A 22,019-nucleotide genomic window follows, 5' to 3' on the forward strand; every position below is an offset into this window, starting at 1 on the left:
CCGTGTCCTGTATTTCATCTAATTGAAAACTACCCGATCGCCTTTTCGTAGCGCTTGTTAATTTCCGCCCAATTAACAACATTCCACCAAGCTTTTAAGTAGTCGGCGCGCAAATTTTGGTATTTGAGATAATAAGCGTGTTCCCAAACATCGTTACCCATAATTGGATAGTTGCCATCTATCAAAGGAGTGTCTTGATTTGCCGTAGTTGTAATCTCAAGTTTGCCAGCTTTATTGCGGACTAGCCAAACCCAACCGCTGCCAAAACGCTTGGCGCCGGCATCGTTAAATTTTGCTTTAAAATCGTCAACACTGCCGAAATTTTGCTGAATTGCTGTTGCAATTGCCCCTGTCGGTTCGCCGCCACCTTTGGGACTCATGATTTCCCAAAACATACTGTGATTTAAGTGTCCGCCGCCATTGTTACGGACGGTTGTGCGAATATCTTCAGGAACTTTGCTCAAATCTCGCAGCATATTTTCCGCAGTGATATTTTTGAGTTGCGGGTATTTGCTGACAGCATCATTGAGGTTTTTAACGTAGGCGGCATGGTGTTTGTCGTGGTGAAATTGCATTGTCCGCGCATCGATGTGCGGTTCTAAAGCATTGTATTCGTAGGGCAAAGGCGGCAGTGTAAAAGGGCCGGGGGTTTGGGCTATTTTTGGGCTTTCTGCAATGGGACTTGCTTGCGGTACATTATTTCCTGACGCTTGGCAAGCACCTGCGGTAATAGCTCCGACGCTGGCCGTCAGCAAATATAAGAAATCTCGGCGTTTGAGAGTCATAAAAAGTACCTAAGTGAATTATTAACTGTTTTATCTCAGATTAAAGCAAAATGGGAGTGAGTTGAGAAAAAAAGTTGTATCGCCCGAATGGATGAGACGGATGGGCGATGGTTGTGAGAGTTCCTCAAGTATAGGCTAATTGTATGCGCGTAACTAACTCACGTGCTCCGGTTCACCAACCCGGTTTCTGTCTCGAAACCGGGTTTTTTTGCGATTATTCTTGGGACAAGCGTTGGATGGCTTCGCCTCCAAAAAGCCGATCGGCTGCTTGGAGAATACCGGGAATTTTAGCAGCGTGGGGACTGTGGGCGAGAGAGCGACGCAAGTCTAATTCATCGAGGCGATCGGCTTTTTGGCCGGGGAACCAGTGGCCCCCATTACCTAAAAGGTTGTAGCGCATCTTGCAATAGTCGATCGTATCGTAAGCCTGCGCCAAATTCCACAGCCACAGAATTACATAAATATTAATACCTCCGGGAGTATTTTCGATACTTGGTAAACCGACGTGCCAAGTCTTAAACCAATCTTCTCCTAATTTATCAATTGCTGCTTTTTCTAATTTTTCTAATATCGGTGGCAAAATTTCATCGGCTCTATCTAACAATTCTACAGCTTTAAGATGCTCGTTAAAATCTTCAGGTTTGGCGGCGCCCAAACTTAAAGTATGTACTTGCGGATGCGACAAACAAAACAAATCATTAAACACCATCGGACTCAGCGGATAGCACAAATCTACCAATTTTTGCGGCGGGCTGTAAAGTTGACCGCCTTTGTCGGAAGGACTGATAATAAAAACGCCCATATCGTGACGTTTAGCAGCTTCTATAGCCTGCCAATTACTTTGATTGATGTAGTACCAGTGCAAGTTAAGATAATCAAATTGATTAGTTTCAATTGTTTTGACAATCACATCCGTCGGGCCGTGAGTGGAAAAACCAATAAACCTAACTTTGCCTTCTGCTTGCAACTTTCTCGCCACATCCATGCAGCCGCCCGGACGCATAGAATCCTCTAGCAATTCCCATGTATTAATGCCGTGTAGCGACAGTAAATCGACGTATTCCAGTTGCAAATAAGCTAAGGATTTATCAAATTCTTCGCGAAACTCTTGGGAGTTTGGTTGGGGATTAACTTTCGTTTGCACTATCAACTTTTCACGGGGAAAGTTCGGCAAAATTCGCCCCAACTGCATTTCGGAAGTGCCGTAACCGCGAGCAGTTTCTATGTGATTTATGCCGCATTCAATCGAGTAGCTAATCGTCGCTTCTAGATTTTGTTGGTTGGCTGGTGGAATTTCATTGGCTGGCACGTCTTGCCATTTGTAATGATATCTCATGCCGCCGCAGGAAAAGACAGGCATGGATAATTCTGTGCGACCGAATCTGCGATATTGCATCATCATAATTAAAGTCAAAGCTATAGCAGAAGGAAGTTCGGCAACGAGCAATGTACGGGATGTAACGGATGTAACGGATGTCAGGAAGAAGGAAGTTCGGCAACGAGCAATGTACGGGATGTAACGGATGTAACGGATGTCAGGAAGAAGGGAGAAGGAAGATGTAACAATCGCACTGGTTTTACTGATTAAGAACTTCTTAATAGTGTTGGCGGTTGCTAAAGGGTAAGAAACCTTGTTTTTGGTATTTTTGCGGGTGGTAAATCCCATATTCCAGCGTTCTCCTGAACAGGCAAGATGCCTGTTCTACAAAGAGTTCTTGCAGCATTCTCCTGAACAGGCAAGATGCCTGTTCCACAAAGAGTTTTTGACCACCAGTGGGCAGTTTTGACTATTTAGAAATCTCCCGTACTACGGGTTTTCCGTCTTGGATTTCGCCGACTAAAACCAAATCTGTACAGTCTACAAACAAACCATTTTCTAACACACCGGGAATGTTATTCAAGGTTTTTTCCATTTCTCCGGGGTTGGCAATGTCATCAAATTTGACATCGATTACCATATTACCTTGATCGGTAATTACCGGGCCTGCTTTTTTCACGCCCATGCGGAGTTCGGGTTTGCCGCCCAATTTTTCAATGGCGCGCATCACTGGTGTTAATGCCATCGGTATAACTTCGATGGGTACGCGAAAAGTTGAACCCAATTTATCTACCATTTTGGAACTGTCAACTACTACAATAAACTGAGCTGCGAGGTAATCGACTACTTTTTCGCGGGTGTGGGCTGCGCCACCACCTTTAATTAAGTTGAGGTGAGGATCTACTTCATCAGCGCCGTCAATAGCAACATCAATTCTGTCGATTTCATCTAGTGTTGCCAGCGGAACTCCGTACTGTTTGGCTAATACTTCTGATTGAAAAGATGTCGGCACTCCCTTGATATCTTTGAGTTCACCTGATTTTATGCGATCGCCCAATGCTTGAATAGTATAAGCTGTAGTTGACCCGGTGCCGAGTCCGACAATCATACCAGATTTTACGCGATCGGCTGCAGCAAAGCCGACTTGCTGTTTCATCAATTTTACGGGATCTTGTTCTGTGGTCATGTTCGGTACTCCTTAATAGTTTTAAGATTATACCATTTATTATGGATTTATTTAACCGCAGAGAGCGCAGAGAACGCAGAGAGGAAGAAGAAGAAGAGAGGAAACTCGCAAATTATTTCAAGTGGGAACTTCTCTCTTTTTTCTCTCCGCCCTCTGCGTCCTCTGCGGTTAAATAAAAAAAATATAGTTCACAAATCGGTGGATAATTGCCACAATGAAAATCAGCTTTCTCGATCCCGAAATTCGTCAAGCTGTCCCAGGAACCAGATTAAAAGTATTTTCAAGCATGAAAGTACACCAAATAGATGACAATGATAACAAGCTTTTTTTCGGTCAACTTTACCGCCAGTGCCAGGAAACAGAAGGCGTCGAGTACGTCGGTTCCTTACCGCAACCCGAACTCGTCCGGCAACTGCGTTCAGTCGCGGTTTTAGCTTACCCGAATACCTATTTGGAAACCTCATCTATTGCCGTGATGGAGGCGATGGCCTGCGGTTGCCGGATTGTGACGAGTGAATTAGCAGCTTTGCCGGAAACAACTGCTGGATTTGCCCGTCTAGTTTCAATGTCAGGGGTGAAAAATTTTGCATCGATAACTAATTGGAAGCGGGCGGGCAGCGCAGATTGGGAGGGATATACAAGGCGGTTTTTAGAAGCCGTAGTTGGAGTTTTAAATGAGGACACGGGTGCGGGTGGCGCAACTGCTGAAAATCATCTGAGACAGCAGGTAGAATATATAAATCGAGGGTGTACTTGGTCTGTGCGATCCCGACAGTGGGTAAAATGGTTGAATATTATTAGTGTAAAACCTGTAAGAGTGGCAGAGCAAATGATAACGGAGTCGTTGGTGGATTTAGAATCAGCTCAAGCATATTTTGTAAAGGGAAATCGGCTGAAAGATGCAGGTGATCTCGGTGGCGCTATCGAGAATTATCAGAAAGCTTTAGAGTTAAATCCAGGAGATGCGGAAGTTCATAAAAAGTTGGCGGAAGTTTATGTTTTGCAAGGAGAATTTGAAAAGGCGATCGCCTCTTGCAATCTTGCTCTTAAATTCAAACCTAATTTTGCTGCCGCTTACTTGACGATGGGAAATGCCCTGCACAGTCAAGGAAAGCTGGAAATTGCAATTCAATCTTACTTGCAAGCTTTAGAAATTCAGCCGAAATTTGCTGAAGCTAGCGCGAATCTCGGCAGTATGTATTACAAGTTAGGACAATTAGAACAGGCGGCCAATTATTACCAGAAAGCTCTGCTAATAAATCCTCAATTGTGTTCGGTTAATATGATGCTGGGCAGCGTTTTGCAGCAGCAAGAAAAGTTAGATGCAGCCATTGCGTGCTATCAAAAAGTGCTGCGTCTACAACCGGGAGATGCCAGCGCTGCTGAGAAACTATCGAGTTTAATCGCACAAAAAGAGCGGCAAACTACCGACAGCAACTTTATCGAATTAGAAACAGAATCAGGCGAAGCGCAACCAGTATCTGTCAACAAAGATGAAGGCTACGGCTTGCAGCCTTCGAGCATCAATTTGCCGCCAGCGCCCACCACTGAAACTTTAAATACTCCCTTTACAAACCCCGCCCAACTTTCAGAACAAGTTACCTCGCTTAATGTTCCAGATAGCGGACAAGTTGCCAATTTTCAAGAAGTAGAACCCTACAAAGAACTGGCAGAACAGTTTTTAGTTCAAGGTAAAATTAAAGAGGCGATCGCAGCTTGTCAGCAAGCCCTAAAAATTCGACCGGATTTCATCCATGCTTACGTAACTTTAGGGAATGCTTTGCAAGCAGTAGGCAAAACAGAAGCTGCAATTCGATCGTATTCTCAAGCCCTAGAATTGCAGCCAAATTTTGCGGAAGTGCGCGCCAATATCGGCAGTATGTATTTCAAAATGGGGCGTTTGGAAGAAGCGATCGCCCATTACCAGCAAGCCATTGCCCTCAGTCCCGATTTAGCGGGCGCTCACTGGAACTTAGGGAAAGTATATCAGAAACACGGCAACATCGAAGCAGCGATCGCCTGTTTTAAAAGAACATCCGAACTCAACCCGCAGCTAGTCGGTGCAGACTTCCACTTTAACTTAGGTAATCGACTTTTGGGCCAAGGAAAGCGCGATGAAGCCATCGAATGCTACGAAAAAGCGATCGCCATTAAACCGGATTGGGCAGAAGCCTACGGTAACATCGGCAGCGCGCGATCGCAACAAGGCAATCTCGACGCCGCCATCGCTTACTATCAGAAAGCTGTAGCTTTAAAGCCACATTTAGAAGTTTTGCACTTCAATATAGCCAATTCTTTTTTACAGCAAAACAAGTACGAAGAAGCGATTACCAATTACCAAAATACTCTGAAAATCAAGCCCGATTGGCCGGAAGTTCACGCTAACCTCGGCAGTTGTTTTTCCATGCAGGGGCGGCTGGAAGAAGCTTTAGTAAGCTATCAGCAAGCCCTGGCATTAAAACCGAGTTGGGCAGAGGTTTACTGCCGGATGGGACACATTCAGAAACAAGATAAGCCGTTGGAGGCGATCGCCAATTTTGAAAAGGCGATCCAATGCAACTCCAAATATAGCGAAGCCTACCAACAATTGTGCGACTTGCTAAGCCATTCCACCAACCTCGCCGGAGCCCGTAGCATAGCTGACAAATACTGCGAAAACTGCGGCGAAAATGCCCCAATCATGTCAGCTACAGCCTACGTCTTTTCCTACCTGCAATCAGGTGTCAGCCAACAGGCAATTCAAAAACTCGAAGAAATCGAAAAACTATGTTACGAAAAGGTCGAAACCTTTAGCGTAATCGAACTAAAACTGCTCTACGAAATCTTCCTGTTTGCAGTTTCTCACCTGCGAGACAACCGCGAAAAAAATGCCAGTTTTTATCGACTCATTGCCAAAGAATACTACCAAAAAGCCGTCCCTAAGCGCCAGGAAATCAACAGAAGCAACCTAGCCAATTATCAAACAAAAGAACAGCGCCCTTTAAAAATCGGCTTCCTTTCCAAACACTTCCGCCGCCACTCAGTAGGCTGGTGCAGCGAAGCTTTAATTCGCGAATTAAGCCACATCACCCCCCACGTTCACCTTTACGTCACTGGGAAACTCCACCGAGATGAGGTTACGCAGCGGTTTGAAGACATGGCGGGCAAGTTTTACTGGCCTAAAAAATATCCAAACGGCTTTGCTGATGGCGGTGAAATCTTCGCCGAAGTAGCGCAAGACAACTTGGATGTTTTGATAGACTTAGACTCGATGACTGTACCCACAAATGTCGAAGTGCTGTATCAATATCCTGCGGGTATTTGCGTTTCTTGGCTGGGATTTGACGCACCCTACATTTCAGATAATCACTACTTTCTATGCGACGAACACACTCACCCCCCTGGTGTTGAAAAAAATTACTTAGAACAGTTAGTAAGATTGCCTGCTTGTTCGGTAGCAATTGGCGCACTGCAAAGCATTCCTGTCAATCGAGAGGCGATTAGAAATGCTCTCGGAATTGGCTTAGATCAGATGACTTATCTGTGCGTTTCGCCAGGGAGAAAAACGAATCCCGAAATGGTACGAGCTCAAGTTACAATCCTTAAGCAAGTACCAGATAGTGTGTTAATCCGCAAAGGTCAAGGCGACCCCGACGTTATTCACAGCACTTACCGCCAAGAATGCGAAATTCAGGGAGTAGATTTTGGTCGGATTAAGTTTATAGGGCAAACCAGAAGTGAAGAAGAACACCGGGCTATTTATTATGTAGCCGACGTGCTTTTAGATTCCTATCCTTACAATGGGGGGACTCACAATTTAGAGGCTTTGTGGGCGAATTTGCCAGTGGTAACTCGATCCGGCGACCAATATCTTTCGCGCATGGGTTACGCTTTTCTCAAAAGTGCAAATGTTGATGTTGGTGCGGCGTGGACTTGGGAAGAATACACGCAGTGGGGAGTTAAGTTTGGCCGCGATGCTGGTTTCAGAAATTCGGTGAAAGAGCATTTAGTAAAATCTAAGCAGCCAGAACATCTCGCACCTTTGTGGAATCCTAAAAAGTTGGCTGAGGATATGTATAAGGTGTTTCAAAAACTTTTGTCAGTTGACGGTTGACTGTTGACTGTTGACGGTTATTAGAAGGAAAAATTTCCGCCTCTCTTACTCTTCCCCTCTTTCTGTGAAGTCTTGTAACAATCTTCGTGGAAATGCGTAAAAATTCCGCGCCGAGTCTGATAGATAAATAGCTGATTCATAGTACCGCGATCGCACTAACTTTATGCCAGTTAGGGCGATCACTTTTTTAGTAATACCAGTTTCAAAAAAGAATGCAACTGTAGACAAGCTCCAAACCAGCAGCTTCATCAGTAATTCCCCAATCTAAAATCTAAAATCTAAAATCTAAAATCTAAAATAACCTGATTACTCACTAATTGCCACTCGATCGCGCCCGCCAGACTTAGCTCGATACAATGCCTTATCCGCCGCTTCAATCAACATTTTCGGGGAATTTTGACTTGGCGAAACTGCCGCAACTCCCAAGCTGAGAGTCACACAATCGCCGACAACAGACTTGATGTGGGGAATTGCCAAAGCTTTGACGCGGCTGCGGATTCCCTCCGCAACCGCCTGTGCAGCCATGACATCTGTATTTGGCAAAATTACCGCAAATTCCTCGCCGCCGTACCTAGCAGCCAAATAGAGGCGTTCTGCGGGTGCGTTTGTGCAAGCATCCCCGATCGCCCGCGCCACTTGCTGCAAACAAGCATCCCCGGCTTGATGGCCGTAATTGTCGTTGTAAAGTTTAAAACAGTCAATGTCGCACAGAATCAAAGATAGCGGTTCCGAAGAGCTCGACTGCTCCCATTCTCGGTTGATCACCTCGTCAAAACGGCGGCGGTTAGCTAGTTGAGTTAGACTGTCCAAATTCGCCAACCCGTCCAACCGCTGGTTGGCCGCAGCTAACTGCTGGTAAAGTAAAGATTGTTCGATCGCGATCGCCACTTGAGTGCCCAACTGACTCAGCAAATCCACATCAAACTGCTGCCACTGGCGGGGTCCCGAACAGTGGTGGGCAATCAGTAAACCCCACAACTTCGGCACTTGACAAGAACTGTTACCTTCCCTAGGTTCTATTCCCTGCTGGACAATCGGCACCACCAAATTTGCCTTCACCTGACAAGTCTCCAAAAATTTAAGGTGACACTCGCTCAAATTAGAAGCATGAATATCTTCTATGGCGCGAATGCGACCCTTTAAATACTGTCCGATGTAAGTATTGGCAAAACAGCAATCATCAATTCCCATCCCCTTCAGTGGAATCCATCCTTCTGCAACCGACTCCACCACCACATCTCCGTTCCAGTCGGGTCGGAAGCGGAAAACCAGCACGCGATCAGTTGCCAAAAACTCCCGCACTTCCGCTACTGTAGTGTTGAGAATATCTTGGAGATCCAGAGAAGAACGGATGCGCGATTGAATCTGCCCGATCAGGCGTTCCCGTTCTATTTGTTGCCGCAGCGCGACTTGGGCTTGCTTACTTTTAGTAATGTCCCGACCTTCCGGCAGCAACAATACTATTTTGCCCGTTTCATCCGCGACAGGTTTGAGAGAAAAATCAACAGTTGCCGTCCGACTTACACCTTGAACTTCCACTTCATAGCGGACAAATTCACCTTTTGCCGATCGAGAAATCGCCTCTTGCAACTGTTCCTGAACTTCCTCAGAATCTCCCCACCAAGGCAACAGCCAAAACGGTTTATTTGCCACATCCCGTAGCTTAATTCCCGCAAAATCCAGAGAAGTTTGGTTAGCTTCCAGCAGAGTGCCGTCCGGTTTCAATAAGCTCACAAATTGGAAAGAAGAATCAAAAATTGCCCGAAAGCGTCTTTGAGAATCTCCCAACATTGCCGTCACCTTTTCGCGAGAGGTAATATCGCGGAAGCGCCACACCCTGCCAATAATATTTTGTCCGACTCGAATTGGCTGCGTGTAGCGCTCAAAAGTGCGGCCGTCTTTAAATTCTAGAATATCGCAACCTTCCGACTCCGCATCACTATAAAATTCTTTAACTCTCTGCAAAAAAGCTCTCGGATCTTTCACTTGCTTAGTGAGAAATGCCAGCCGCAGCGTTCTATCCATTGAATTTCTAACTTCTTCATAAATTCCCCACATTTGAACTAATTTTTCGTTATAGCTAATCATTTCTCCGGCCGTAGTAACGGCGAGAATGCCGTCGGCGGTTGCTTCTAAGGTAGCGTGCAGCAGAGAGCGCGATCGCTCTAATTCTGCTGCGGTCAATTTTCGTTCCGTGAGGTCTCGGACTGCTTTCACCTGTACTAAACGACCTTCCCAAAATACAAATTTGCTGCGAACGTCAGCGGGGAAAGCAGTTCCATCTCGCTTGAGAAAAACAGTTTCACAGACTGTATTACTGGCTGCAGAAATCATTTGCGGCGCCTGTTTGTATGATTTCGGCGACAGTAGTTCCAGCAAGCTCATTCCCACCATTTCCGCAGGTTCGTAACCGAAAAGTTGGGCAAAATTACTGCTAACGCTCAAAATTGTGTCGCGGTCAGCCACGGCAACTGCTTCAAAATAAGCTTCGCATTCGAGCAATCGCGATGCTGAGTGGCGGCTGCCATTTTCGGTGGCAGAATAGCTGTTGTTAATTAACTGTTGCAATTGCGTATTGGCAGAGTACAAAGCGGTCATGGCTTGCCTGTACATAGCAGTACGTTTCTCGACTTTTTCGGCGAGGCGATCGCGATATTCTCGCAGTTCTTTTTCGACTTTAATTAAATCAGTTATATCTACTGCAAACACGATTACGCCAGCGACGTTACCTGTTTCATCCCGGTAAGGTATTTTATCTGTCCGCACCCAGCATTTTTGACCCGATGCTGTTGGTAGTAGTTCGACTTGGCCCTGCTTGGGAACGCCGGAATTGATTACTTCCAAATCTTCTAAATAATATTGCTCTGCTTCGTCTGGATAGATTTCATAAAAAGATTTACCTTCTAATTGAGCGGCCGGCAAACCTCTCGATGCAGCGGCGGCTTGATTAATTCGCAGCAGGCGACTTTCGGTATCTTTGAGCCAAATCATCGCTGGCACGGAATCAAAAATTATTTGCTGTTCTTGTTGCTGCAGGCGTAGTTCGGCTTCTGCTTGTTTTCTTTTAATTATTTCTTTTTGCAGCTTGTGGTTAGCTTTTTTGAGTTCAGCAGTGCGTCTTTCTACTCTTTCTTCTAGTTGATCGTAGTATTGGGCCAGCAAGTTTTGCTGCTGTTCGTGCCGCATTGCTTCTAATTTTAACTTTTCGCTAGCTGACAAACTTGAGGAGACAAAATCTGCTAATATTTGGGTAAATTCGTGTTCTTCTTCCGTCCAATCACCGTGGGAACCCTGGCGTTCGGCGCTGACTATTCCCAACCTTTGACCTGCTAGCATAATCGGTACGTTTAAAAGGGAAGTCGTGTCCTGATCGAGCAAATAAAGGCCCACAAGTTCTCGCGTTCTGGGGTCATTTTCTGCTGCCACAGTAGCGATCACACTTGCAGATTTTAGAGCTTGAAAATATGCCGGACAGTCTGCGGCTGTGATGATTATTTGTACGGAATGGAGTCTAGTATTTTGTTCGTAAAGGTCGATGCAGTGAAGCTGTGTTTTGTCTTCGCCGTATAGCCAAATACTGGCTCGATCGCAGTTGACAATACTGACAGCGGTTTCTGTTACTTCGCGGATGAAATCTTCTATATTGTGGCGTTCTTTAAGTTGACTTTTGGCTAATTTTGCGATCGCTAAAGTTGGACTGCGCCAATTTCCTCTCTGGTTGGGCGGCATGGGTGACTGCGAAGTGGCCTTAATTTCTTCGCAAACTAACAGTACAGCCGGTCGTTGGAAATTGGCAAGTGAGCGACCCTTGGTATTTTCATCTATTTTCCAATCTACCGCCGGCATTGCGCGCGCTGTTGCTTTTACCTTAATAATCTTGCCGTCTTTGCAAGTCAAGCAGCCTTCCCAACAGGCAATTTTTGTAATTGGCGTACCGTTTTCCGGCTGGGCCAATCCAGCAAATTCTGCCTGCATTTTGCCTTGCTCTTGGCAGTAAAATATGTTAAAAATTGAATGACAAATTAATTCCTGCGATTTGTAGGCGAGGCGAGACGCGCCGAATTGATTGAGCGAAAAAACTCTTCCCAAAGCGTCTAGAACGAAGTAAATGCCCGGAAAATTATCGTAGAGAGTTCCATACCAATCTTGTTCGACTTGTTGGCTGCACGAAAGTTTTGCTGTCGCGAAGTCGCCGTCCGTGTCGATCAAGTGAGAATAGTTGGTTTCGGGGTTGCTGGAATTACTTTTTTTAGCAAACACTTTTAGCTTAACTCGACTGTAATTAATTTTACTTTCTGGAATTTAACTTTTTTGTGAAACTAAATTAAACCTGTTGTTTGAAAAAAGTTACAAGTTGTAACAAAAATACCACTTGTCCAGCGTGCTGGTTTTCGCTTCCCCATCCAACCACTGTGTTTGTTTGTAGCTGGTACACGGTCTGCAGACGATATTTCCCGCTAGTTGCAATGCCAGCAGGTTTAGCTACAATTACCCGGTCTGTACTTTTAGCATCCTAGACAATAAAAAAAAACCGACAATCAATGGTTTTAAGTATATATGATAACACTCAAATACCTAGTATTGGGATTGACTTACTTCGGATTCGGTTTGGGATATTTGCCGGGGCTGCGGATGAACCGGGCGGCGGTTGCAATTGTCGGGTCAGATGAGTGCGGTGGCTTTGGGGATAATCGACCTGAAAACTGCTTGGGAGACGATCGACCCAAGTACGATGTTTTGTGTTGGGAATGACGATCGTGAATCTAATTAATTAGACTGTTTAATAAATATTTATAATACTTAAGTTAAGTAAATCTTATAATGCACAATCGACCACGAGCTTTAGTCCTATAGTTTATACTTAATCTTGTCCAGCAAACGCTAAGGAGGTAAGAAAGAGTGACTACCCTAAAACCCGCTGCGAAACCCCGACTTAATTCTGCGTTCAAACAACTGATGTCTTTACACTGGGTAATGTCAGCTTGCTATTTATTTCTGTTTATTAGCGGTACGTTTATGGCTCAATTGCCAGGAGAATTGTCTATTCGAGGCCCCCTTTACGATTTTCACAAATCCGTAGGAGTGCTGACAATGGCTTTGCTGACTTGGCGGATTTTAACTCTGCTGCGCGTATGGTGGAAAAAATATACGAAACGCCTGCCAAAGTTTACGAAGGAATGGTACACAAATTTTGCTCTGCACGCAACTTTGTACGTTTTTATGTGGCTAGTTCCGGTTGCTGGTTTCTTACTTTCTAACTCTTACAAAAGTAACAATGTGAAATTTTTCGGAATTATTTTGCCGGATATGTTTCCGCAGAATTCCGCAATGGTTGATCTGGGAAGGAGTTTGCATTTTTGGCTTGGCTACACGTTTTTAGCATTCGTAATTTTGCATATTTTAGATCAGAAGAAAGTTGTGAGGGCTAATTGGCGCAGGTTGGCAAATTTTGTTCGGACTAAGTTCGCAAAGCCTCAAAAGGTTGGATAAATTTGCGATGGGGTACTATTCTCAATTGGTAGCGGTAGAGTGCACGCTGCCTACCGTACATAATTAGTTGATGCGTCCACGACTATTTAGGATAAGACTATTTAGGATAAATTGACTGCAAAACTCGCTATTTTCCACGGCGATATTCTGAAACTTCTCCCATCGTCTGAATTCTGGGGCAAATTTATGGGTTGTTCTAATAAATCGACAGGCTGGCTAATCGCCAAACCCAAATCGCTCTTTAATTCCAAATTTGCCTCTTCACCATGACATTCGCAACACCGCAAAATCCAGACATTAGAATCGTCTTCCGATTGTTTGAAAGCCATCAAAACTAAATTGTCGGCAGACAAATCCAAAAACTTCCCCACTGCAGGTAAACTCTTGTTTCGATTTTCTCCCAACTGCGGCAACACCTTTACTAACAGCGGCAAATTCAACTCGTACCCGCGCCGAACTGTGCCCGCCTCTTGCCAATTTCCGCTGTGGGGATAGACTGCACAAGTAAATTCCGAAACTCCTAAATCTGCTTGTTCATCAGGCCAAGTCGAACCCCGAAGCAATGTCAGCCGAATTTGATTTGGTTGAAGGTCGCAACCGTATTTGCAATCATTGAGCAAACTCACTCCAAAACCGTCATTGCTGATATCAGTCCAGCGCAAAATGGGCACTTCCCATTTGGCTTTTTCGGCGGATGTTTGCGGCTTGGTGGTGCGCTGAATCGCACCGCCGGGAATTTCGCAAGTTGCAAAATCTGCTTCTACATTTAACCCAAAGGCTGCTTTTACTAAAACGTGCTTTTCTTGCCAATCTGCAACTGTCTTGATTTTCAGCAGCGGCGAACCTATTTCTACTATATAATCTTGGCAAAACTCCGATTTGCCAATTTGTCGGACTACGCGCAAACTCTGTCGCAATTCCCCCTCCTCTACCCAAGAAATATCTTTCAGTATCGGCGCGGGTAACAGATGTTTTTCATAATTTGGATCGATGTTCCAAGCATCCCAATATTGGCCGCTGTCTTGAAATGCTTGCAGTTGATTGCCACCGGCTGCATTCAGGACTTCTCGGTTATTTACTTTATCCCAAATGCTCGATAAATCCCCAGTTTTGCCGTCTACTATTGCCCGAATAAATTCATTTTCTAACACCATTTCTGCGGTTGCAAAATGCGTTTCTTGACAAGGTGTGTTTTTTTGTGATATACCGTATGTAAGTTTCGATAACTCTATCTTTTTTTCAGTTTCTGGACTCGCGGACGCATTATCCACAGTTTGAGCGTCTTCGCGACACAGCCAAAACACCTGGTAGCCAACGGCGGGGAGATTATTTGCCCAGAATAACAGTGTAGATTGCGATTGCGGTCGATCGCCCCTGACAATCTGCGAAGCCAATCGCCGTCGGGAAAAATCGTATATTTGCCAAGCTGAATCAGCGGCATCGGGAAGCGGTACAGCGACAACCTCAGAGCGATCCCAATTGAGAGTATTGAAAATCAAAATCGGTTGAGCGTCGGGCTGCGGAGGCGAAGGGAGAGAAATTTGAGCCGAGATTGCATCCAAAGATTTTGACAGGATTTCGCGACAAGTGCGATCGACCTCGGCAAAGGCTAGATTAGCATCGGCGTAGACTTGGGCGATCGCAGAACCGGGCAAAATATCGTGAAACTGGTTAAACAAAATTTGTTTCCAAGCTGATTCTAACTCAGATTTCGGATAAACCGCACCAGTACAAATCGTTGCCAGCGAAGACAGCAACTCCGCTTGGTAGAGTAATTCTTCGCAGCGGCGGTTTTGGCGTTTTTGATCGGCGTGAGTCGTGTAGCAGCCCCGGTGGAATTCTAAATAAAGTTCGTCTTTCCAAACGGGAAGAGTTTTGAGTTGTGAGATGGGAAGATTTGCACCCGAAATTGCCGACAAGTTTGACAATTTTCGCGCCCCCAAATTCTCCTGATTGTCCGATTCTGCAACATCACTTTCTGGCTTAGTTGTCGTAACTTCCGGCAAAAACTGACTCTCAATCAAAGACAAATAATCAACCGCTTTTGCAAACTCCAACTTCGGGAAAAAAGGCGACATTTTCCAGCGTTTCGCCACCTCCAACATATCACGAGTCGGGCCACCGCCGTGGTCGCCAACCCCAGGCAACCAAAGAGCATCTTGCAAACCAGTCTTAACTTGCCAGTCAAAAGCATAACTTGCCATTTTCACAGATTCTATACTTTCGCCAATTGGAGGAGACATCATACTAAATATTTTCGTACCGTCTAACCCTTCCCACCAAAATGCACCGTGGGGAAATTCCGTTGTATCATTCCAACGTAACTTTTGCGTCACAAAATAGTCAACTCCACCTTGCCGCAAAATCTGAGGTAATTGCCACCCAAAACCGAAAGTATCCGGTAGCCAAGCCACCCGCATCAATTCCCCAAATTTTTCTTTTGCATAACGCTGTCCGTAAAAAACTTGCCGCACCATTGATTCAGCAGAAATCAAGTTTAAATCCGGTTCTACCCACATCCCCCCGACAACTTCCCAACAACCCGCCGTCACCTGTTTTTTGATCGCTGCAAATAAGTCCGGCCGATGTTCTTCCATCCAAGCATAAAGCGCCGGAGTAGAATGACAGAAAATTAAATCGGGAAACTCCGATTGCAATTTCAATACCGACTCAAAAGTTCGCTTGGCCGCTTCCCAAGTTTCCGGGACAGGCCACAGCCAAGCTAAGTCTAAATGAGCGTGGCCTACCAAATAGATTTTACCTGTGTATATAGATGTCAGTTCACCACTTTCTCCTATATATATAGATGTAGCATTGCTATTTTCTCCAACCTCAAAAACCTCATCTTTTCTTCCTCCCTCTGCGGCCTCTGTGCCCTCTGCGGTTCCCTCATCTACATCCCCCGAAAAAGATGTCAGATCACCAGGTTCTCCTATATATATAGATTTAGCCTTGCTATTTTCTCCAACCTCAAAAACCTCATCTTTTCTTCCTCCCTCTGTGTTCTCTGCGGCCTCTGCGGTTCCCTGATCTAACTCCCCCGAAAAAGCCCGCAGATATCCCAATAAATTGTGCCGCAAAACAGACAGCGAGCGATCGAACTTTTCGCGATCGCACACCGCCGACCAATCAATCAAACCAAGCGCCAAATCAATCTCAGATTTCAGCATTTCCCCCTTGACAAGAATTGCGCTATCGGCTATTATTTCATTGGGGAGGTATTGGGAATTTAAATTTTCCAGATTACCGGACAGCGAATTTTGCAAAATCTCTAATTCGGCAGCCACAAAACCCGGATCGAAACAAGAAGAGTCAGCAGATTCGTACAAACAAATCGATCGCACTAAAGCACCGTTATCGTGACCCGGACTTACCAACCGCACAATTACTAAAAATTCATCTCCGGGATTGGCCGACGAACTCAACAAAACTCGATCGGCAAAATCAAATAAATCTCCCTGTCCGACTAACTCGCCGTTGACAAAAATTTGAGCATCTTCTGCCCACCAAGTCAAACCCAGCAGCAACCGCAAACCCACCACAGGATAGCCGTGCAAATTGTCAGGAATTACCAATTGCTGGCCCAAATACAAAACTTGCTTCCCAGACGGCCAAGCAATATGTCCTTTGCTGTTAAGTTCGGCAACAGGACTGTTACAAATATTTACTGAAGAGACAGCAGAGTCAGAATCGCAGTACCTCCAACCAGACTGAACCTCCACTTGACTGAGGCGGCGCAACTTCTCGACAGTGGCAGAAATATTGTTGCTAGCAGGTGACACAGAAGCGCTCATATTTCGCTAAAATAGGAATTGTGTATTAATCAAAAATCGGATTGAACCGCCCCGACGCAAAGGACGCGAAGAAATAAAGGTTTCAGAGGGTTTGAAGCTGCGATTAAGATCTCGCTTTGATTTTACAGCAATATTCAGCAATTCCGGCGCGAATCAAAAATCTGAATTCAATAATTAAACTTATGTCCAACGGTTACTACGGCCCCTACCAAAGCCGACTATTAAATTTTATATCGAAACAGTCCCGTCAAGTCGCTGACAATTGCGATCGAACTTGGCGTCAAATTAAAGAAACAACTCTCACCGCTACCCAAATTCTGCTTTATCCAGCTTATTTGCTGGTGCAAAGTTCCCGACTGCTAGGCAGACAGTTGCGGGAATCAAGTCAAAAAGTAGATTTACCGGAACTGCAAGAATTTGGTGGTGACGAAAATCCCGATGGGCAACAAAATTGGTATCAGGGCGAAACTTCCGAGGAAAGTTCGATCGCCGAAATTTTGCACCTCGCCGAAAATTTGCTAAACTCGTCGCAAACTGCGAAAACTTTAGCCAGCTTCCCGCTGTTAATTAATCAGGAAAATACTGCTAGCGATTTACCTCCGGCTATCAATTTTAGCGGACAAATCACCAAGCATCAAACAACTTCCGTCTTAGAACACCCGCTTGCTAAAACTGAACTAAAACCGCAACCAAAAGTTGAGGGAATTGCCAGTTTTATCCCAGCCCGCACTTTAGTATTGGTGGGAAGAGAAAATCAGATATTAGATATTTTGACACCCGAACAGCAGGAAATGCTGGAAGGTCGCATAACTTGGGAAATTGCCAACAGCGGGCCGGAACGGCGGGAAATTACCCAAAAAGAGTTAAAATTTAATCTCGGTTTGGAGTCGGCAGCAAAAAAAGCGCAGTTGCCGCCGATGCGTCGTTTTTGGGAATTGATGGCATGGCTTCAGACGAGTCCGGTTGCCCTCAAAAGAAATAAATTTGGAGAATCAATCCTCGCAGTTAAAAAATCGATCGACCGCAATGCCATCCTAGTCCAAAAAGCCCGCGTCCAGCTCGAAGCAAAAACCGCACAGCAGTCAATTGCGGCATCGAATTTGATCGACCACAATACTCCAAAACTAGAAACTAATTTTAACACCAAGTTCGATCGACCTTCTACTCCTCTCTCCTTTGTTACATTACTCGATCGCGCCGCAGTCAACCTCGAAGAATTTACCCTGCCGCCAGCGGCAAAAACAATCGCCGCACCCACAGAAGCCTCCGCAGTCAAAATTAATACATCCGGCACAAACGCCAATGTAGATTTGTCCGCCCGCGACATCCTCGAAAAATACGCTCGAAACATCGAACAAATTATTTGGTCGTCAGTAGACCACCTTTTGGGAAAAGAAACGGCAGCCAGTGATAATACGGAGAAATCAGTCGCAATTCAGTATTATTTGAAACAGCGCTCAAAACTAGAAAACACACAAAATAGCCCAGAGGTCGATCGACCCTGGCTGAATTGGCAAGACTTATTCGGGGAAGCAGCACCTCAACATTTAATCGAGGGAAGTTCCGAACCCGATGTAAAAGCTCAAAGCCCCATAGCACAAGCCAGCCCAATAGTCAAGGAGAAAATTGCAGAAATAGGAGAATTGGCAGAAGGTCGATCGACTGCAGTCTCAATCTCCCCTTACCCCGAAGCACTTCACCGCCTGCTGGGGCAGCTAAAACAGAGCTTGCTGACAAAAAGCCCAAATAGTCAACCCCAAACCGCATCTGATTTATCTGATTTAGCAGTTACTCAAAAAAATAGCTCTGCACTCGCAGCAGAATCAACCCCAGGGCGCGCGCCGGAAACCCAAGTGCCAAAAAACACAAACTCGAACACCGGACAAAACAACCAATTCCCAGCAGCAATCACCGCGCAAACCCGCAGATACACCCCCGCAACCCCCGCAAACCGTGCTGCTGCTGAACCCAAAAATCCCAGCGCAGGCGTCCCACCGGAGGGCGAATACTTAGAAACAAAAGCAGAATCGATGGGATACATTAAGCACCCCCTAGAACAAGTGCTCGAATGGCTCGATCGAGTTATGCTGCGGCTAGAAAACATAGCTGAGCAACTCTGGAATTGGGCAAAAATCAACTTGCCAAAAATCCTCAAAAGCAAAGATAAAATTGACTAATCTTTAGCTTATGATAAAAAAGTTGCTGCAACAGCAGCAAATCAGCTCAGTATTATGCCATCTTTGGAGACTCCCACAGTGCTAACCCTCAAAATCGTAGTTAATGTAGTTGTTTTATTTTTTGTTTCCCTGTTCATATTTGGATTTTTGTCCAATGACCCAGCCCGGAACCCCAACCGCAGAGACATGGAATAAACAAGTTATCTCGGCCGCAGAGTAGGGGCGCGTCACCGCAGCCCCTGCAACAGCCGACAAACCAGCAAAAATTAGTCGAACAAAACTTGACCGCAAGCATCCAGGATACAAGCCCCCGGATTCATTCCTTCGCAGACTCAGGACCCAGAAATAAAAAACCTGTATCCGATAAAAAAGTCGCCGAATTGATCCGTGGGGTCAATGCTTCAAATCTAAAATCTAAAATCTAAAATCGATTGACCTCGCACCGCCAGCGAGGTTATCTTGTGGCGGAAGCAACTTCTCAAATCAGCCATTTTCAGGCACGCCAAAGCCACTGCAAATTTTAGATGTCAGATTAATCTCTAAACAGTTGCCTTTTAGATGCAAAATTTTCAATAATTTGCACCCTATAAAATCTAAAATCTAAAATCTAAAATCTAAAATCGGATGACTTACCTGTTATAACTATGCCCTATCCGGTACCGCCGCCAGAACCCCCTGGCATCATCTACATCGCAAAGCCAAAAAAAGTCGCCCTCACTGTCGCGGCCGGCGATGGAGACACTCGCAGCAACCCCGCAGAAATACCGGAACCAATCCCAGATATCGTTCAGCCAGAACCCACACCAGCCTCAGCAGAACCCGCAGCCACACTCCTCGGCACCACCCCAGCCACCGACCAGCCTCCAGAAATCGCCGACCCCCTAGCGGAAGTCGAAAGCGGCGACGCAGTTCTGGGATTTCAGCGTCAGGCCCCTGTGGGAGAACCCGCAACAGGGACTGTTGAGCAAGATTCCTCGTTTACGGCTTACCAATTGGGTTCGGTAGAAAATGCCATTGCCATTCGGAATCGGGAACGAACCGCAGAGGCGCAGAAACAACAGGAGACGAATGTTGTCGGAAAGCAGGAAAGTTGGTATCAGGCCCAAGGCCGGCAGTTAGAAGATAACTCTCCCGAACCTGCTGAAATTCCCGTTCCCGAACCCGCGCTAGAACCAGCACCTAGCGGGCAACAGGAGTTCGACATTCCCGCACCAGGCCCAGCCCCTGCACCCAGAACACCCGCTGCGCCGAAACCGAAACCGAAACCAGCCGCGCCGCCGGGAGTCCGCACCGCCCCTTCTCAGCGGACGGTTCCTTTTCCGGTCACTCCGGCCGATACTATTGAAGTTAAGGCCGACAGCCAAGAATTCGACGACAAGCAGCAAATTGTCACGGCGGTGGGTAATGTCGTTGTGCGGTTCCGGCAAACTGTGATTGATGCCGATCGAGCGATCGTCAACTTAGTCACCCGCCAAGTGGTAGCATCCGGCAATGTCGCCTATACCCGCGGGCAACAAGTAGTTCGTGGCCAGCGGATGGAGTTCAATCTCGGCCTCAACAGCGGCGCAGTCGAACAAGCACGCGGCGAAATATTCCTGCCCGCAGCAGGTACCGAATTGACCCCCACACTGCCGACAGATATCAGTGCCGGGACAATTCTGGAACAACCGCTGAGCGATCGAATTACCAGCCAGCAGCCCGTGCGCGGAGTCAAATCCCCCGGCGCTGCTACAGTGACTATTGGTGGCGGCGGACAGCTAGCAGCCCCCCAAGTTACTGGTGCCGTCAACCGCATCCGCTTTGAAGCAGAACGCATCGAACTGCTGCCAGACGGCGCGAGGGTAGCAACCAACATTCGGCTTACTAACGACCCGTTTTCCCCGCCGGAATTTGAATACAGGGCCCGGACGGCGACGATTAGAAGGATTTCGCCCACGGCAGAGGAATTGGTCACAACGAAACCCCGCTTGGTGTTCGACAACCGCGTGAAAATACCCGTGTATCCCCGCAGGCAAGTGTTTGACAGCAGGCAGCGGAGCGGCCCGTGTTTGACCTTTGGCTACGACGGGGGCGAACGGGGCGGTTTGTATGCCGAGTGCGGTTTTGAGGTGTTGCAAAACGGGCCGGTGCGGCTGACTCTGACGCCCCAAATTTACCTGCAGCGGATTGTGGCAGAGAACGGCGGTAATCCGTTTTCTCCCGACAGCTACGGGCTGAAAGCGAGGTTGGGCGCTAGTCTCGGCCGGCGCACCAGGTTGGACGGATCGGCAATATTTCTGAGTTTGGAAGATTTCCCGAATTTGCCGGAAGACAGCTTTCGGGGCAATTTGCGCCTGCGACAATTGATCGGCACTCACACTCTGGCAGCAGAATACAGTTATCGCGATCGACTGTTCAACGGTTCTCTGGGCTATCAAACCGTGCAGAGCAGCCTGGGGGCAGTCCTCACTTCCCCAGTCATCCCACTGGGAGGCACTGGCATCAATCTCAGCTACCAAGCTGGGTATCAATTTATCAATGCTGACACCGATCGAGCAGACTTGCTCGAACCAGTGCGGGAAAACAACCGCGTCGATCTGGGCCGTTCCCAAGTCAGCTTCGCCTTGAGCCGCGGCTTCAACCTGTGGGAGGGCGAACCGCTGCCGCGCACTCCCACCCAGGGTTTGAGGTATACGCGGACGCCAGTGGTTCCTTTCTTGCAACTGGCCTTGGGACTCCGGGGAGTTGGTACTTATTACAGCAGTGGCGATCGACAAAATTCCCTCGCCCCCAGCGTCGGCATTCAAGGGCAGTTCGGTCATTTCTCCCGCCCTTTCCTCGATTACACTGGGTTTAACGTGACTTATACCCAGGTGGGGCGCGACGGTATCTCGCCGTTTTTATTCGATCGCTTAGTGGATTTGAGAGTCCTGTCTTTTGGACTTGTCCAGCAAGTTTACGGAGGCTTTCGAGTTGGATTTCAAAGTGCTATTAATTTAGAAAGCGGGGAAGCAATCAGTACGAATTACACTTTAGAATACAGCCGCCGCAGCTATGCAATTATTTTGCGTTTTAACCCTGAGCGTCAAGTCGGCAGCCTGACTTTTAGAGTTAGCGACTTCAACTGGAACGGGACTCCCGAACCTTTTTCCGGGGACGCGCGAACTGTAGAAGGAGGCGTGCGTTTATCCGATTAA

13 protein-coding genes are annotated in these 22,019 nt (G+C 46.6%); 7 read left to right on the forward strand and 6 right to left on the reverse strand.

What is annotated here, in order from left to right; all coding sequences use genetic code 11:
• Positions 1-29 precede the first annotated feature (29 nt).
• Complete coding sequence (locus tag QUA36_RS00670; RefSeq protein WP_333454918.1) at positions 30-785, reverse strand: Fe-Mn family superoxide dismutase; 756 nt, start codon at positions 783-785, stop codon at positions 30-32.
• A gap of 214 nt (positions 786-999) precedes the next feature.
• Positions 1,000-2,184: an aldo/keto reductase gene (locus tag QUA36_RS00675; protein ID WP_445301408.1), complete on the reverse strand. Its 1,185-nt coding sequence runs from the start codon at positions 2,182-2,184 to the stop codon at positions 1,000-1,002.
• Between QUA36_RS00675 and QUA36_RS00680 the strand changes: the two genes are divergently transcribed.
• Positions 2,144-2,305 (forward strand): hypothetical protein, encoded by a 162-nt coding sequence (locus QUA36_RS00680; protein ID WP_333159921.1) that lies wholly within the window; start codon positions 2,144-2,146, stop codon positions 2,303-2,305. The two genes, QUA36_RS00675 and QUA36_RS00680, sit on opposite strands and share 41 nt — an antisense overlap.
• A gap of 267 nt (positions 2,306-2,572) precedes the next feature.
• Here QUA36_RS00680 and rpiA read toward each other — a convergent pair whose 3' ends face one another.
• Positions 2,573-3,289 (reverse strand): ribose-5-phosphate isomerase RpiA, encoded by a 717-nt coding sequence (rpiA, locus tag QUA36_RS00685; protein WP_333454920.1) that lies wholly within the window; start codon positions 3,287-3,289, stop codon positions 2,573-2,575.
• 214 nt (positions 3,290-3,503) lie between these two features.
• On the opposite strand from rpiA, the gene QUA36_RS00690 reads away from it, so the two are divergent.
• Positions 3,504-7,382, forward strand: coding sequence for a tetratricopeptide repeat protein (locus QUA36_RS00690; protein ID WP_333454922.1), 3,879 nt, complete (start codon positions 3,504-3,506; stop codon positions 7,380-7,382).
• Between the two features lie 45 nt (positions 7,383-7,427).
• Here QUA36_RS00690 and QUA36_RS00695 read toward each other — a convergent pair whose 3' ends face one another.
• Together QUA36_RS00695 and QUA36_RS00700 are read right to left on the reverse strand one after the other, a co-directional pair.
• Positions 7,428-7,631 carry a hypothetical protein gene (locus QUA36_RS00695; protein ID WP_333454924.1) on the reverse strand — a complete coding sequence of 68 codons (204 nt, stop codon included), beginning with the start codon at positions 7,629-7,631 and terminating at the stop codon, positions 7,428-7,430.
• A 57-nt stretch (positions 7,632-7,688) separates the two neighbouring features.
• The gene (locus QUA36_RS00700; protein WP_333454926.1) at positions 7,689-11,642 is read right to left on the reverse strand and encodes a PAS domain S-box protein; all 3,954 of its coding nucleotides are present in this window, start codon (positions 11,640-11,642) and stop codon (positions 7,689-7,691) included.
• A gap of 297 nt (positions 11,643-11,939) precedes the next feature.
• Here QUA36_RS00700 and QUA36_RS00705 point away from each other — a divergent pair, with 297 nt between their 5' ends.
• Positions 11,940-12,134: a hypothetical protein gene (locus tag QUA36_RS00705; protein WP_333454928.1), complete on the forward strand. Its 195-nt coding sequence runs from the start codon at positions 11,940-11,942 to the stop codon at positions 12,132-12,134.
• Between the two features lie 147 nt (positions 12,135-12,281).
• The gene (locus QUA36_RS00710; protein ID WP_333454930.1) at positions 12,282-12,872 is read left to right on the forward strand and encodes a cytochrome b; all 591 of its coding nucleotides are present in this window, start codon (positions 12,282-12,284) and stop codon (positions 12,870-12,872) included.
• A gap of 101 nt (positions 12,873-12,973) precedes the next feature.
• On the opposite strand, the gene QUA36_RS00715 is transcribed toward QUA36_RS00710, so the two are convergent.
• The gene (locus QUA36_RS00715) at positions 12,974-16,666 is read right to left on the reverse strand and encodes an alpha-mannosidase (protein ID WP_333454932.1); all 3,693 of its coding nucleotides are present in this window, start codon (positions 16,664-16,666) and stop codon (positions 12,974-12,976) included.
• 182 nt (positions 16,667-16,848) lie between these two features.
• On the opposite strand from QUA36_RS00715, the gene QUA36_RS00720 reads away from it, so the two are divergent.
• From QUA36_RS00720 to QUA36_RS00730, 3 genes are all read left to right on the forward strand, one after another.
• Positions 16,849-18,843 carry a hypothetical protein gene (locus QUA36_RS00720; RefSeq protein WP_333454934.1) on the forward strand — a complete coding sequence of 665 codons (1,995 nt, stop codon included), beginning with the start codon at positions 16,849-16,851 and terminating at the stop codon, positions 18,841-18,843.
• Between the two features lie 78 nt (positions 18,844-18,921).
• Entirely contained in the window at positions 18,922-19,038 is a 117-nt protein-coding gene (locus QUA36_RS00725) for a photosystem II reaction center protein I (RefSeq protein ID WP_039887172.1), read from the forward strand.
• Positions 19,039-19,487: 449 nt separating this feature from the next.
• On the forward strand, positions 19,488-22,019 hold the full coding sequence (locus tag QUA36_RS00730; RefSeq protein ID WP_333454936.1) for a DUF3769 domain-containing protein: 2,532 nt from the start codon (positions 19,488-19,490) through the stop codon (positions 22,017-22,019).

The sequence above is a fragment of the Microcoleus sp. Pol10D4 genome, assembly GCF_036701555.1.
GTDB lineage: Bacteria > Cyanobacteriota > Cyanobacteriia > Cyanobacteriales > Microcoleaceae > Microcoleus.